15 protein-coding genes are annotated in these 13,247 nt (G+C 71.3%); 8 read left to right on the forward strand and 7 right to left on the reverse strand.

Features of this window, described 5'->3' with window-relative positions; translation table 11 throughout:
- Position 1: 1 nt before the first annotated feature.
- Positions 2 to 847, reverse strand: coding sequence for an HAD family hydrolase (locus tag EUA06_RS17255; protein ID WP_129478073.1), 846 nt, complete (start codon positions 845 to 847; stop codon positions 2 to 4).
- Complete coding sequence (gene serS, locus EUA06_RS17260) at positions 840 to 2,111, reverse strand: serine--tRNA ligase (protein ID WP_129478075.1); 1,272 nt, start codon at positions 2,109 to 2,111, stop codon at positions 840 to 842. Before serS ends, EUA06_RS17255 begins: the two co-directional genes overlap by 8 nt.
- 59 nt (positions 2,112 to 2,170) lie before the next feature.
- Between serS and EUA06_RS17265 the strand changes: the two genes are divergently transcribed.
- Positions 2,171 to 3,745: a bifunctional phosphatase PAP2/diacylglycerol kinase family protein gene (locus EUA06_RS17265; protein WP_242498212.1), complete on the forward strand. Its 1,575-nt coding sequence runs from the start codon at positions 2,171 to 2,173 to the stop codon at positions 3,743 to 3,745.
- Between the two features lie 17 nt (positions 3,746 to 3,762).
- On the opposite strand, the gene EUA06_RS17270 is transcribed toward EUA06_RS17265, so the two are convergent.
- The gene (locus tag EUA06_RS17270) at positions 3,763 to 4,155 is read right to left on the reverse strand and encodes a DUF4446 family protein (protein WP_129478077.1); all 393 of its coding nucleotides are present in this window, start codon (positions 4,153 to 4,155) and stop codon (positions 3,763 to 3,765) included.
- A 68-nt stretch (positions 4,156 to 4,223) separates the two neighbouring features.
- Here EUA06_RS17270 and EUA06_RS17275 point away from each other — a divergent pair, with 68 nt between their 5' ends.
- From EUA06_RS17275 to EUA06_RS17300, 6 genes are all read left to right on the forward strand, one after another.
- On the forward strand, positions 4,224 to 5,060 hold the full coding sequence (locus tag EUA06_RS17275; RefSeq protein WP_129478079.1) for a prephenate dehydratase: 837 nt from the start codon (positions 4,224 to 4,226) through the stop codon (positions 5,058 to 5,060).
- A gap of 16 nt (positions 5,061 to 5,076) precedes the next feature.
- A complete protein-coding gene (locus EUA06_RS17280) occupies positions 5,077 to 5,676 on the forward strand; it encodes a TMEM165/GDT1 family protein (protein WP_242498213.1) in 600 nt (199 codons plus the stop codon).
- 154 nt (positions 5,677 to 5,830) lie between these two features.
- Positions 5,831 to 6,757 carry a hypothetical protein gene (locus EUA06_RS17285; RefSeq protein ID WP_129478081.1) on the forward strand — a complete coding sequence of 309 codons (927 nt, stop codon included), beginning with the start codon at positions 5,831 to 5,833 and terminating at the stop codon, positions 6,755 to 6,757.
- A gap of 101 nt (positions 6,758 to 6,858) precedes the next feature.
- Complete coding sequence (locus EUA06_RS17290; RefSeq protein WP_129478083.1) at positions 6,859 to 8,103, forward strand: arginine deiminase; 1,245 nt, start codon at positions 6,859 to 6,861, stop codon at positions 8,101 to 8,103.
- A 44-nt stretch (positions 8,104 to 8,147) separates the two neighbouring features.
- Positions 8,148 to 8,522: a cyclic nucleotide-binding domain-containing protein gene (locus EUA06_RS17295; RefSeq protein ID WP_129478085.1), complete on the forward strand. Its 375-nt coding sequence runs from the start codon at positions 8,148 to 8,150 to the stop codon at positions 8,520 to 8,522.
- 6 nt (positions 8,523 to 8,528) lie between these two features.
- Positions 8,529 to 9,542 (forward strand): adenylate/guanylate cyclase domain-containing protein, encoded by a 1,014-nt coding sequence (locus tag EUA06_RS17300; RefSeq protein WP_242498214.1) that lies wholly within the window; start codon positions 8,529 to 8,531, stop codon positions 9,540 to 9,542.
- Between the two features lie 274 nt (positions 9,543 to 9,816).
- Here EUA06_RS17300 and EUA06_RS17305 read toward each other — a convergent pair whose 3' ends face one another.
- Positions 9,817 to 10,749, reverse strand: a complete 933-nt coding sequence (locus EUA06_RS17305; protein WP_129478087.1) for a DUF5926 family protein — start codon at positions 10,747 to 10,749, stop codon at positions 9,817 to 9,819.
- Positions 10,750 to 10,759: 10 nt separating this feature from the next.
- Positions 10,760 to 11,593 (reverse strand): glycerophosphodiester phosphodiesterase family protein, encoded by an 834-nt coding sequence (locus EUA06_RS17310; RefSeq protein ID WP_129478089.1) that lies wholly within the window; start codon positions 11,591 to 11,593, stop codon positions 10,760 to 10,762.
- Between the two features lie 98 nt (positions 11,594 to 11,691).
- Between EUA06_RS17310 and EUA06_RS17315 the strand changes: the two genes are divergently transcribed.
- The gene (locus EUA06_RS17315; protein WP_165354430.1) at positions 11,692 to 12,129 is read left to right on the forward strand and encodes a DUF2177 family protein; all 438 of its coding nucleotides are present in this window, start codon (positions 11,692 to 11,694) and stop codon (positions 12,127 to 12,129) included.
- Positions 12,130 to 12,144: 15 nt separating this feature from the next.
- Here the strand turns inward: EUA06_RS17315 and EUA06_RS17320 are convergent, their stop codons facing one another.
- Complete coding sequence (locus EUA06_RS17320; protein WP_129478091.1) at positions 12,145 to 12,489, reverse strand: UBP-type zinc finger domain-containing protein; 345 nt, start codon at positions 12,487 to 12,489, stop codon at positions 12,145 to 12,147.
- Positions 12,490 to 12,506: 17 nt separating this feature from the next.
- On the reverse strand, positions 12,507 to 12,956 hold the full coding sequence (locus EUA06_RS17325; RefSeq protein ID WP_129478093.1) for a DUF2087 domain-containing protein: 450 nt from the start codon (positions 12,954 to 12,956) through the stop codon (positions 12,507 to 12,509).
- Positions 12,957 to 13,247 lie beyond the last annotated feature (291 nt).

Below are 13,247 nucleotides of genomic sequence, written 5' to 3' on the forward strand. Positions count from 1 at the left end.
CTCAGGGCTGTCCGGGGACGGGGAACCATCGCGACATCTCGACCGCCGCGCCCTCGTCGTGGACGGAGTCGGTCACGACGTCCGCGGCAGCCTTCACCTCGTCCACGGCCTGCCCCATCGCCACGCCGCGACCGGCCCAGCGGAGCATCTCGATGTCGTTGCGACCGTCACCGATCGCGAGCACGTCGGCCGCGCCGAGGCCGCCGATCGCGTCGCAGACGTGCTGGAGGCCGGAGGCCTTGGAGACCCCGACAGGCGACAGGTCCATCCAGGCCGTCCAGCCGATGACGTAGTCGGTGCCGTGCAGCCCGAGCTTGGAGGCCAGCTCGATGAAGTCGTCGGCGGTGGCGTCGGGGTCGCGGATGATCACGCGGCTGACCGGCTCGCCGACGATGTCGTCGACGTGGGTGATCAGCTGCTCGCCGTGGAGCTCACCCTCCGGGAAGACCCGGTTGACCCGGTAGCCACCGATCGCGCGCTCCTCGACCGCGACCAGGGCGTGGGGGTGGTGCTCCAGCACCATCGCGACCGCCGGGGCGGCGTCGAAGGTCTCCTCGTGCACGACCTCCATCGGCGGGTAGCGGAACACCACCGCGCCGTTGGACGCGACCACCCAGAGCCGGTCGGCGTCCTCGCGCGGGATGTGCAGCAGGTCGGCGATCCGGGTCATCCCGTGCGGCGACCGGCCGCTCGACAGCACGATGTGGGCGCCGGCGTCGAGGGCGCGGTGCACGGCGTCGTGGACCGGTGCCGTGATGGTCTCGTAGTCCTCGTCCTGCCCGTCGACCCACTTGAGCAGGGTGCCGTCGATGTCGAGCGCGACGACCTTGGGCTGCCACTCAACCAACGGAGATCGGCTTCATCACGTCGAGGCCGCCCAGGTAGGGGCGCAGCGCCTGCGGCACGGTGACCGAGCCGTCCTCGTTCTGGTGTGTCTCGAGGATGGCCACGATCGCGCGGGTGACCGCGGTCAGGGTGCCGTTAAGGGTCGCGACCGGGGTCGTCGACCCGTCTACGCGGGTGCGGATGTCGAGACGACGGGCCTGGTAGTCCGTGCAGTTGGAGGTCGAGGTGAGCTCGCCCCAGCCGTTGCGGGTCGGGATCCACGCCTCGCAGTCGAACTTCCGCACGGCGCTCAGGCCGAGGTCACCGGCCGCGGTGTCGATGATCCGGTAGCAGAGCTCGAGCTTGTCGAGGAACTCCTTCTCCCACTCCAGCAGCCTCTGGTGCTCGGCGTAGGACTCCTCGAGCGTCGTGTAGACGAACATCTCGACCTTGTCGAACCAGTGCACGCGCCAGATCCCGCGGGTGTCCTTGCCGTGCGAACCGGCCTCCTTGCGGAAGCACGGGCTGAACGCGGCGTAGCGCAGCGGGAGCGCGCCGGCGTCGAGGATCTCGTCGGAGTGGAAGGCGGCCATCGGGACCTCGGAGGTGCCCACGAGGTAGAGGTCCTCGCCCTCGATCCGGTAGACGTCGTCGGCGGCCTGGCCGAGGAAGCCGGTGCCCTCCATCGCGCGGGGGCGTACGAGCGAGGGTGCCGCCGCCTGGATGAAGCCGTGGGCACGGGCCTGGTCCATCGCCATGTTGACGAGCGCCAGCTGGAGCTGGGCACCGATGCCGGTGAGGAAGTAGAAGCGCGAGCCCGACACCTTGGCGCCGCGCTCGAGGTCGAAGGCACCCAGCAGCCGGCCGAGCTCGACGTGGTCGCGCGGCTCGAAGTCGAACTCGCGGGGCGTGCCGACCTGCTCGATCACCGTGTAGTCGTCCTCGAGGCCGGCCGGGGCGGCGTCGTCGGCGATGTTGGGGATCGCCCGGATCGCCTCGTCCCAGGCAGCCTCGGCGGCGGTGCGGGCGGCCTCGGCCTCCTTCACCCCGGCAGCGAGCTCCTTCACCTGGGCCAGCAGGGCCTGCTTCTCCTCGCCCTGGGCCTTCGCGACCAGCGCGCCGCTGGCCTTCTGCTCGGCGCGCCTCGACTCGAAGTCGGCGATCGCCTGCCTGCGGGCGGAGTCCGCCGCGAGCGCCGTGTCCACCACGTCGTCGGACAGCCGACGCTTGGCCTGGGCGGCGCGGACGCGGTCGGGGTCGTCTCGGAGGAGGCGCGGGTCGATCATGCGGCAAGGCTATCCGTCCGGGCGTGGGGGACTCGACGGGGTTTGGACATACTTCGCGGGTGACCCCCGCCTCTCGCAACCGCACCGCGGCCTGGGCCGTCCTCGCCGGTGTGCTCTTCGCCGTCCTGGCGTACCTCGTGTCCCAGGACCGCGCGCCCCTCGACACCTTCGACGTCGAGGGACGGGCGATGGAGGACTGGGCGGACGACTCCGCGTGGCTGGTCCACGCCCTGCGTGTGGTCGAGGTCGCGTTCGGCACGATCGGGATGACGATCCTGACCGTCCTGCTGGCCGGCGGCCTGTTCCTCCGGCGCCAGCGCTGGGCGGCGCTCGTCGTCGTCGTGGTGATGACGGTGACGTCGCTCGCCACCACGGGCCTGAAGCGCTGGCTGGGGCGCGACCGTCCGGACTGGCAGGACACCCTCGACCTGCACAGCAACTTCAGCTTCCCGTCGGGCCACGCCTCGTCCGTGGCGGCGTACTCCTGCCTGCTCATCATGCTGCTCGTGCTCTTCGTGCGCCGCGCCAACCTCCGGCGGCTCGGCATCACGCTCGTCGTGGTGTGGTGGCTCGTCGTCTGCCTCGACCGGATGATGCTCGGACGCCACTTCCCGACCGACGTCGTCGGCGGCACGCTGCTCGCGCTCTTCGTCTTCCTCGCGACGATCGCCGTCGTCGACCCGCGCCCCCGCTCGACCGCCGCCAACGCCGAGCCGTTGCCGGAGGTCTTCACCAACGAGCGTCGCCTCGCGGTGATCCTCAACCCGATCAAGGTCGAGGACGTCGGTCAGTTCCGCGCCGTCGTGAGCACGATGGCCAAGGAGTCGGGCTGGTCCGAGCCGACCTGGCAGTACACGACGATCGAGGACCCCGGCACCGGTATGGCCGAGAAGGCCGCGGTCTCCGGCGCCGACCTGGTGATCGTGTGCGGCGGCGACGGCACGGTGCGCGAGGTCTGTGCCGAGCTCGCCGGCACGGGCATCCCGGTCGGGATCATCCCCGCCGGCACCGGCAACCTGCTGGCCCGCAACCTCGACATCCCGCTCTACCTCCGCTCGGCCATCGACGTGGCGCTCAACGGCCAGGACCGCGCGATCGACCTGGTGCGGGTCGGTGGCGACGGCATCGAGGACACCCACTTCATGGTGATGGCCGGGATGGGCTTCGACGCCGCGATCATGGAGGGCGTCAACGAGGAGATCAAGAAGAAGATCGGCTGGATCGCGTACGTCGTCTCCGGGCTGCGGTCGCTGATGTTCCCCGCGATCAAGGTGGAGATCCAGATCGACGACGAGGAGCCCACGACCCACCGCGCCCGCACCGTCGTCGTCGGCAACGTCGGCTTCCTGCAGGCCGGCATGCCGCTGCTGCCCGACGCCACCATCGACGACGGCATCCTCGACGTCGTGATCATCCACCCGCGCCAGTTCCTGTCGTGGATCACCGTGGCCTCGCGGGTGCTGCGCAAGAGCACGATCGTCGACGAGACGCTCGACCGCCGCACCGGCTCACGCGTCCGGGTCAAGGCCTCGGCGCCCACACCGCGCCAGCTCGACGGCGACTCGATCGGCGAGGGCCGCGAGCTCTGGATGGAGTGCATCCACGGCCGCCTCCTGGTCCGCGTCCCGCGCTGAGCAACCCCCCGCCCCCCTCAGGGACGGGCGTGCTCGATCGCCTCGTCCTCCTCCGGCGAGAGCTGCTGCTCGCAGGACCAGGAGGAGACCGACTTGGCATAGGTCCGGGCCTCGCTGCGGCCGTGGATCGACGTCAGGACCACCCCGTGGCCGGCGTCGTCGAGGAGGGCGAGGCTCCAGCTCAGATGGCCGCCGACATCGCCGAAGGCGTCGTAGCGCACGACCGACAGGTGCCGCAGCGCGTCGCGGTTCTCCGCCTTGAGGGCCGCGACCTCCTGCCGCAGGCCGTGCACGTCCTCGGGGAGCGCATCCACGCCCTCGCCGCTGGGGCGCGACGTCGTACGACGCAGGGCGAGGCCCGCGAGCACGCAGGCCAGGGCGGCGAGGACGACGGCGACCACATCGAGCATGCGGCGACCCTATGTTCGCCGACCGGTCACGGCCCGTCGGACACGGCCGGGGATGACAGACTCCGAGAGTGAACCGTCGCATCGCCTACCAGGGAGAGCCCGGAGCCAACTCCCACCTGGTCTGCCAGCAGGCCTACCCCGACTGGGAGCCGGTGGCGTGCGCGTCGTTCGAGGACGCCTTCGCGGCCGTCGAGTCGGGCGACGCCGACCTCGCGATGATCCCGATCGACAACTCGATCGCCGGCCGGGTCGCCGACATCCACCACTTCCTGCCGACCTCGGACCTGCACATCGTGGGCGAGCGGTTCCTGCGCATCCAGTTCTCGCTGATGGCGCTGCCGGAGGCGAGCATCGACTCGCTGCGCACGGTGCACAGCCACGTCCACGCGCTCGGCCAGTGCCGCGGCGTGATCCGCGAGCTCGGTCTCACGCCGGTGGTGGCCGGTGACACCGCCGGTGCCGCACGCGAGGTGTCCGAGTCGGGCGACCCGACGCAGGCCGCGATCGCGCCGCCGCTGGCAGCGGAGATCTACGGCCTGACGGTGCTGCGCGAGGAGATCGAGGACGAGGACCACAACACGACCCGCTTCGTCGTGCTCTCGCGCGACTTCGAGCAGGCGCCGCGCGGCCACGGGCCGGTCGTGACCACCTTCATCTTCAACGTCCGCAACCTGCCGGCCGCGCTCTACAAGGCGCTCGGCGGCTTCGCGACCAACGGCGTCAACATGACCAAGCTGGAGAGCTACATGGTCGGCGGCCACTTCACCGCCACCCAGTTCCTCGCCGAGGTCGACGGCCACCCGGACGACCCGGGCGTGCGCAACGCGCTGGAGGAGCTGGAGTTCTTCACCACCGAGGTCAAGGTGCTGGGCGTCTACCCCGCCGATGCCTTCCGCTCGGAGTGACTGAGAGGATCGATCAGTGATCGACCTCCTCGTCGTGGCCCTCGCCTTCGGCGCCATCTTCGTCGTCGAGCTGCCCGACAAGACCTTCATCGCGACGCTGGTCATGTCGACCAAGATGCGCCCGCTCTTCGTCTGGATCGGCGTCGCGCTGGCGTTCCTCGTGCAGACCGGTGTGGCCGTCGGCCTCGGCAAGGCCGCCTCGTTCCTGCCCGAGCAGCTGATCCACACGGTCGCCGCGCTCATGTTCGTGATCGGCGCGATCATCCTCTTCCGGGAGGCGCGCTCGGCAGACGCCGACGAGTCCGACCAGGAGGAGGAGTACGCCGCCAAGGCCACCGCGCAGGGGTTCCGGGTCATCGTCACCTCGTTCCTCGTGCTCTTCGCCGCCGAGTGGGGCGACCTGTCGCAGCTGCTCACGATCTCCCTCGTCGCGAAGTACGACGACCCGTTCTCGGTCTTCCTCGGCGCGTGGGGCGCGCTCCTCGCAGTGTCCGGCCTCGCCGTGATCGTCGGCCGACTGCTGCTCCAGCGCGTACGCCTCTCGGTCCTGCACTACGTGGGTGCGACGGTCTGCGTCCTCATGGCAGCCCTGACGGTGTGGGAGATGACACGCTGACCGGCTAGCTCCACCTGACGTCGCGGACACGTGTCCGCGACGTGGCCCTCGACAGCAGCCGCCGGGGGCAACATCTCGGACACGTGTACGCGCCAGCGGCCGGGCCTGTGGATGACGACCGACGGCGGCCGCCCAGATCGCCGAACCTGTGGTGATGGCCTTCGATCCACAACAGCCGTTCCTCCGCGCCGCGGGCCTCGACAACGGGTTGAGTCTCAAGGCACTGCGAGGACCGGGCTACCGCCGGCTGTTCCGCAACGTCCTCGTCTCGGCAGCGACCGCGCCTACGCCGGTCCAGCGCGTCCGGGGTGCCCTCGCCCTCCACGTCACCGACGCCTGGGCGAGCCACGCTTCGGCGGCACGGGTCAAGGCTGCCCCGATCCCCACCATCGCCGACGAGCACGTGAGCGTCCGGCACCAGAAGCTGCGCCGGCACCACCGGGGAGTCCGGTGCCACGTGGGTGACCCGCAGGGCGTCGTCGTCGAGCACGGCATGCGCGTCTCGGGGGACGTCCAGATGTTCATCGAGCTGAGCGGGCAGCTGACGCTGGTGGACCTTGTCGTGGTCGGCGACTGGCTGGCGCGGCGACGCGGCGTGACACCCGAGCAGCTCGTGCGTGCCTGTGGCCGAAGCCGCCACAAGGATTGCCGCAAGGCGTTGGTCGCGGCCCGCTACGTCCGGTCCGGCGTCGACTCGCCGATGGAGACCCGTCTGCGCATGCTCATGGTCTTGGCCGGCCTGCCGGAGCCGGAGATCAACCTCAAGATCCGCGCCGAGGACGGCGAGGTGATCCGGATGTACGACCTCTCCTATCCCGCCGTTCGTGTCGCAGTCGAGTACAACGGCAAGCTCCATGTCGAGGTGATCGAGAACTGGGAGGAGGACCTCGAGCGTCGCGCCGACATGGATGACGACGACTGGCGCCTGGTGGTGGTGGTCAGCTCCGGCATCTTCAAGGACCCGCTCCGGACCCTGCGTCGCGTGCACCGGGTGCTGCTGGCCCGGGGGCTGCCGGGCGTCCCGCTGCGACTGCTCGACGACTGGCGTCCGCACTTCCCGGGCTTCGCCGACGCGGCGTGACGGCGTACGACGACACGTGTCCGCGACATGGCCCCTTGCTCCGGCAGGAGAGGGCCACTTCCCGGACACGTGTCGCGGTGGGGCACCGCTAGAGTCCCGTCATGGTCTCCACCCCTGCCCCCCACGGTGCCGACAGCGAGGTCGGCCGCCTGGCCACGGTGATGCTGCACCGGCCCGGCAACGAGCTCAAGCGCCTCACGCCCCGCAACAACGACCGGCTCCTCTTCGACGGCATCCCCTGGGTCAGCCGCGCGCAGGACGAGCACGACGCCTTCGCAGCGACCTTGCGCGAGCGCGGCGTCGAGGTGCTCTACCTGACCGAGCTGCTGACCGAGACGCTCGAGAGCGAGCTGGCCCGCAACCACGCGATCACCAGCGCGCTGTCAGGGCTCCACCTCGGCGACACGATGCGCCGCTACCTCGCCCAGGCGCTGCGCGACCAGTCCCCGGCCGAGCTCACGGACACCCTGACCTCCGGCATCCGCAACGACGAGGTCAAGGGCGGCCACGGCCTGGTCACCAGCCTGCTCGACCCCCACGACTTCCTCATCGACCCGCTACCCAACCTCCTGTTCACGCGCGACTCCAGCGTGTGGGTGCAGGACCGGGTGGCCGTCACCAGCCTGGCGATGCCCGCGCGCAAGCGCGAGACGCAGCTGACCGAGCTGATCTACACCGAGCACCCCCGCTTCGCCGGCACCCGCAAGATCCACGGCTGGCACAACGAGCACGTCGAGGGCGGCGACGTCCTCCTGCTCGCGCCCGGCGTGATCGCAGTCGGTGTCGGGGAGCGTACGACTCCCGCCGGCGTCGAGCGGTTCGCCCGCCAGGTCTTCCACGCGGGGCTGGCCCACACCGTCCTGGCCGTGCCGATCGCGCAGGAGCGCGCGACGATGCACCTCGACACGGTGTGCACGATGGTCGACGTCGACAAGGTCGTGATGTACCCCAACGTCGCCGACACCCTCCGCGCGGTGACCGTGACGCTGCGCGAGAAGGGCTCCGACGAGTCGGACCTCTCCCTCGACGTCAGCGACTCCGAGCCGTTCCTCGTGGCGGCCGCCAAGGCGATGCAGATCGACACGCTGCACCAGATCGACACCGGTCTCGACCCGGTAACCGCGGAGCGCGAGCAGTGGGACGACGGCAACAACACCCTGGCCCTCGCGCCCCGCGTCGCGGTCGCCTACGAGCGCAACGACGAGACCAACGACCGGCTCGAGGACGCCGGCATCGAGGTCGTCAGGATCGCCGGGTCCGAGCTGGGCTCGGGCCGTGGCGGACCGCGCTGCATGAGCTGCCCGATCTCCCGCGAGCCGCTGGGCGCCGACGACGACGTGGAGTGAGACACATCCCCATCACCCGCGCCGCCGTGGATCGTTGAGCAGGCATGACTGAATCCATCCTGGACAGCCTCGACCCCGCCGACGCCAAGCGCGTCCTCGCCGCGGGCCGCGAGCTGACGTTGCCGCAGGGCTGGTCGCCGATCGCCGAGCGCACGCCGGCGGACAAGGCGTACCTCATCTGCGAGGGCGAGGTCTCGGTCCGCAAGGGTGGCGTCGAGATCGCCACCCTCGGTCCCGGCGCGGTCGTCGGCGAGACGGCGATCGTCAACCGCACCCTCCGCTCCGCCACGATCGTGGCGCTCACCCCGCTCAGGGTCGTGCACTTCACCAGCGAGCGCATCGAGCAGCTCGCCGACGAGGTGCCGGCCTTCGGCGCCGCCCTGCGCGCGGCGGCCGCTGGACGGGTCACGGGGAGCTGACCGGGCTTGGCCGACGAGCGGGAGCCGGAGGGGCCCGACGTCGGTGACGACATCGCCGGCGCGATGGAGGCCTTCCTGCTCGGCGAGGAGCCCAGCCTGACGCGGGTCCAGGTCGCCGAGCGCGCCGGTGTTCCGCTCGAGCTCGCCGTCCAGCTCTGGCACCAGCTCGGGTTCCCGCACCGCAGCGACGACGACGTGGCGTTCGCCGAGAGCGACGTCGAGGCGCTGCGCCTGACCTCCGACCTCGTCCGGCTCGGCATCCTGCCGCCGGAGTCGCAGGCCGCGCTGGTCCGCACGTGGGGCCGCAGCTATGCCCGCCTCGCGGAGTGGCAGACCACGCTGCTCGCCGGGGTGGCCACGGAGGGCGGTGACCCCGCGACCGCGCTGACCGAGCTCGCGTCCGACGTCCTGCCGCGGGTCGAGGCCCTGCAGACCTACGTCTGGCGCCGCCACCTCGCGAGCGCGGCGCAACACCTGCTCGAGGACCACAGCTCGCTGTCGAGCGCCGAGACCCGGCTCGCGGTCTGCTTCGTCGACATCGTGGGCTACACCACCCGGAGCCGCAGCCTCGACGGCGCCGAGCTCGTCGAGTGGGTCGACCGCTTCGAGCACGACACCACCGCCCAGGTCGTCGACCACGGCGGCCAGGTCATCAAGACGATCGGCGACGAGGTGCTCTTCACCGTGGCCGACCCCGCCGCCGCCGTCGAGATCGCGCTCACCCTGGCGGCCCGCGGCGACGACGCGGACGACCCCTTCCCGGCGGTGCGGGCGGGCATCGCGCACGGTGCCGTCGTACGCCGCCTCGGTGACGTGTTCGGCTCGACCGTCAACGCGGCCTCGCGCCTGACCTCGGCCGCCCGACCCGGCACCGTGCTGGTCGATGCGGGCGTCCACGAGGCGCTGACGGCCGACGACCCCGACGGCGAGCCCGGGTGGCGCTGGCGCCGGCTGAGGCGGGTCTCGGCCAAGGGATTCGACCACCTCCAGGCGTGGCGGGTGCGGGCCGCGAAGTCGTAGCCGCATCCGATGAGGATCGCGGGGTACTGGCCCGTCAGGTCCACACGACATTCATGAGTGTCGCGCTGACCAGGCCCGAGTGCTCAAGACGCGGGCACTCGGGCCGCCCAGAGCATCGTCGGGCGGCCTCCCGGCCCCGAGCACGAAGAAGCCCGGTCGTTGTCGACGGGGGAAACGACAACGACCGGGCAAGAACGAATCTACTCCGCTCGCGAGCGGCGGCACAACCGTTGGCCCGGTTGTGTTCGCTCCGTGGCGAGGATGTGTGGAGGGATTACCGGATCGTCACCTGACGGTTGGCGAGACCTGCCCGTGCGGAGCGCTCCTCGGCCGTCAGGTCGCCCTTGGCGAGCGCCTTCTCGAGGTCCTGCGCGAAGCGGGCGGCCGGCTCCTCCAGCACCTCGGCACCGGTGCCGAGCGGCAGGTCCCAGACCGGGGCGAGCAGCCCGTGGGCGCGGAACATCCCGACGAACCGCGAGCCCTCCGCGACCGAGTCCTGGCCCGCCGCGTGCAGGCGCGCGAGCGCGTCGAGGAGCTGGTCCTCGGGGTGCGGCATCACCCAGCGCAGGTGCTCCTTGGTGCCGACGTTGGTCCAGTACGCCGCCTCGACCGAGGTGAGGCGCGACGTCGGCATCACGCCGTCATTGGCCTGCTCCAGGGCGGCCGCCATGCTCGCGTCGCGCTCCGGGATGTCGTCGATCCAGTACTCGAAGCCGTCGTGGACGGTGATGTCGAGGCTGGTGTCGGTGATCAGGTCCTGGAGGCTCGGGCCCTCGCCCGGGTCGTTCGGGAGCCCGACGATGCCCGGCTCCTCGGTGGCGAGCGCCCGCTCGAGCACCGCGCCGAGGTCGCGGGCGGGGTTGCCATAGGAGTGCTGCACCTGCAGGCCGAGCCACACCTCGCCGGAGTCGCGCACCATGGCGGGCGCGGCGCCCGGGAGCAGGGTCGCGAGCCGGATGGTCCGGCCGCCGTCCTTCAGCGTCAGCGGGGTGGTCGCAGCCGGGACCAGCTCGCGCAGCGCGATCACGTCGCACTCGCCGGGCATCCCCTCGAACGGGCGCGACACGAAGGTCGGGGCCGCTCCGCCGGCCGCGCCGTGGCAGGCCTTGTAGCGCTTGCCGGAGCCGCAGGGGCAGGGCTGACGGGGTCCGACCTCACCCTCGGCGACGGGGGTGGACGTGGTGGGCTTGCGGGACTTCTTGGCCATGGCCGAGAACCTATCCGCCGAGCAGCTCCAGCATGTACTTCGGCCGGTCGCTGATGACCGCGCTGACCCCCAGGGCGAGGCAGATCTCGAGGTCCTCGGCGGTGTTCACGGTCCACACGTGGATCTCCCGCCCCGCCTTCACCAGGTGCCGGCCCAGCCCCGGGTGGTCACGCAGCTCGTCGATGCCCGGCCCGATGATCCAGTCGTCGTCCACCATCGGGCGCAGCACGGGCCAGTGGTGCGCCTTGTCGACGAGCATCACGACCTGCAGGTCGGGTGCGAGCCGGCGGACGCGGTTCATCGCGTTGAGCGAGAAGCTCATCACCCGTGCCGGGGAGTCGGCGCCGGTCCAGCCGAAGTCGCCGAGCGTCTCGACCAGCCGCCGCTCGACGAGCCCGCCGTAGCGGGTCGGGTGCTTGGTCTCGATCGCCAGCTCGACGTGTCGGTCGTAGTCGGCGACGGTGTCGAGCAGCTTGCGCAGGGTCAGCACCTTGCCGTCCCGCTGGTCGCGTGCCGGCGCCTCGTCGTCGAGCTCGGACCACGGGTCCTTCCACGACGCGAAGTCGAGCTCGTCGAGCTCGGCCAGGTTCATCGTCGACACGATGCCGGCGTTCGCCGCGGTGCGCCTCAGGTTGCGGTCGTGCACGCAGACGAGGTGGCCGTCGGCGGTCAGCCGGACGTCGCACTCGAGTGCTTCGGCTCCCTCGTCGAGCGCTTTCACGTAGGCGGCGAGGGTGTGCTCGGGGGTGTCGTGGCTGCTGCCGCGGTGGGCGACCACCTGCGGGCGCGTGCGGGACCCTGCATGCTGCTGGCGAGCGCGACGGATGCGCGGCGTACGACGCATGCGCTGAGCATGGCACGCGCGGCGTCGATCGACCCGTTGGGCTCACGGGCGCGCCGCGCACCCGGTGTCGTCGTGGACCGCTCTGGGAGGCTGGCGCCATGACCATCGACGTGCGGTTGAAGACCCTCGCCGTCCAGTACGCCGTGGCGGCCGTCGCGTTCTGCCTCGTCGACGCGATCTGGCTCGGCACCCTGGCCCAGCCGACCTACGACCACTTCCTCGGCGACCTGCTCGCCGACTCGCCGAACCTCGCCGCGGCCGCGGTCTTCTACGCGATCTTCGTCGCGGGGCTGGTGTGGTTCGTCATCGCGCCCGCTCTCGCCGCCGGGTCGTGGCGCCGTGCCGCCGGCTCGGGCGCGTTCTTCGGGCTCGTCACCTACGCCACGTGGGACCTCACGAACCTCGCGGTGCTCCGGGACTTCCCGGTGGGTCTCGTGCCGATCGACCTGGCGTGGGGCACGTTCCTCTCGGCGAGCGTGTCCGTGATGACCTACGCCGTGGTGCGCCGGCTGGGGATCGGCACGCCCCAGGTCTGAGCGTCGGACGAGGGGTCAGGCGTGGATGTGCTGGCGCCAGTCGTCGGGCACCCGACCGGCAGGTCCGGGGGTCGGCTGGTCCTCGGGGTGGCTCTGCGGGTCGGCGAGCCGCGGTCCGACGACGCCGACCGAGCGCTCGAAGTCCCAGAACCAGTCCTCGCCGGGCTCATAGCTCTGCATGACCGGATGGCCGGTCGCCGCGAAGTGGGCCGTCGCATGCTGCTCCGGGCTCGAGTCGCAGCAGCCGACGTGGCCGCACTGCGCGCACCGGCGCAGGTGCACCCACCAGCCGCCGGCCTCCTCACACTCCACGCACCCGGGGCCGGACGGGGCCACGGCAGGATCAATGCCCTCACTCATGGCCCCACCCTGCCCGCTCAGCGACCGGCGAGGAAGCCCCCCAGCCAGTGGGCCTCCCAGTCCGGGATCTCCTGGCGCTCGATCGCGGCACGCTCGGGTGCCCGGGCGGCGGTGCGGTAGCGCCCGTCCTCCCGCTCCAGGTAGTGGTAGTTCACGAGCTCGCGGCGGAGGTAGGCGAAGTCCTCGTGCACCCCGAGCAGCACCTCGTTGACCTCCTTCTCGGCGTACTCGCGACCCGGCTCGAAGCGCGCGACCACCTCCAGCAGCACGGCCGCGCGGACCTTGCGCCTGGCAGGCACCCGCTCGATGCGGCCGTCGGTGAACAGCCGGGCGACCAGCCGCTCCTGCTCGGCCCGCGCCGCGTCGTACGACTCACGCTCCAGCGCGGCGCGGGCGGCGGTGTAGCTCTCGCCGGTGTCGGCCATGCGCGTGCGCACGACCTGCTTGAAGTCACTGTCCCTGGTCATCTCGATCACCCTCGACTGCGCTGCGTCCCCAGCACGCCGCTGCAGCGGGCGTCATCGGTGCGACTCGGAGGTGGTGCGCCCGAGGATCCGCTCCCCTTCGCCACCTCGCTCGGGCTGGGGCCGATGCGTCTGGCTGGGCGTTGGACGACGCCCTGGGCCGTGAGTCTCCCAGAGACTCACTGGCCAGGGCAAAGACTTTGCGCGGGGGTTGACCCCGCGTGCGAGGTCTTGTTCTGGTGGAGGTGAGCGGCGAGCCCATCGGGGGTCTCGCCACGGACGTACGGAGTCATG

The organism is Nocardioides glacieisoli (assembly GCF_004137245.1).
Lineage (GTDB): Bacteria > Actinomycetota > Actinomycetes > Propionibacteriales > Nocardioidaceae > Nocardioides > Nocardioides glacieisoli.

What these genes read in the sequence shown, in the direction of transcription:
- serS (WP_129478075.1), bottom strand. Translation starts at nt 2,111, where the DNA reads ATGATCGACCCGCGCCTCCTCCGAGACGACCCCGACCGCGTCCGCGCC.
- EUA06_RS17270 (WP_129478077.1), bottom strand. Translation starts at nt 4,155, where the DNA reads ATGCTCGATGTGGTCGCCGTCGTCCTCGCCGCCCTGGCCTGCGTGCTC.
- EUA06_RS17285 (WP_129478081.1), top strand. Translation starts at nt 5,831, where the DNA reads ATGGCCTTCGATCCACAACAGCCGTTCCTCCGCGCCGCGGGCCTCGAC.
- EUA06_RS17290 (WP_129478083.1), top strand. Translation starts at nt 6,859, where the DNA reads ATGGTCTCCACCCCTGCCCCCCACGGTGCCGACAGCGAGGTCGGCCGC.
- EUA06_RS17295 (WP_129478085.1), top strand. Translation starts at nt 8,148, where the DNA reads ATGACTGAATCCATCCTGGACAGCCTCGACCCCGCCGACGCCAAGCGC.
- EUA06_RS17305 (WP_129478087.1), bottom strand. Translation starts at nt 10,749, where the DNA reads ATGGCCAAGAAGTCCCGCAAGCCCACCACGTCCACCCCCGTCGCCGAG.
- EUA06_RS17310 (WP_129478089.1), bottom strand. Translation starts at nt 11,593, where the DNA reads ATGCGTCGTACGCCGCGCATCCGTCGCGCTCGCCAGCAGCATGCAGGG.
- EUA06_RS17315 (WP_165354430.1), top strand. Translation starts at nt 11,692, where the DNA reads ATGACCATCGACGTGCGGTTGAAGACCCTCGCCGTCCAGTACGCCGTG.
- EUA06_RS17320 (WP_129478091.1), bottom strand. Translation starts at nt 12,489, where the DNA reads ATGAGTGAGGGCATTGATCCTGCCGTGGCCCCGTCCGGCCCCGGGTGC.
- EUA06_RS17325 (WP_129478093.1), bottom strand. Translation starts at nt 12,956, where the DNA reads ATGACCAGGGACAGTGACTTCAAGCAGGTCGTGCGCACGCGCATGGCC.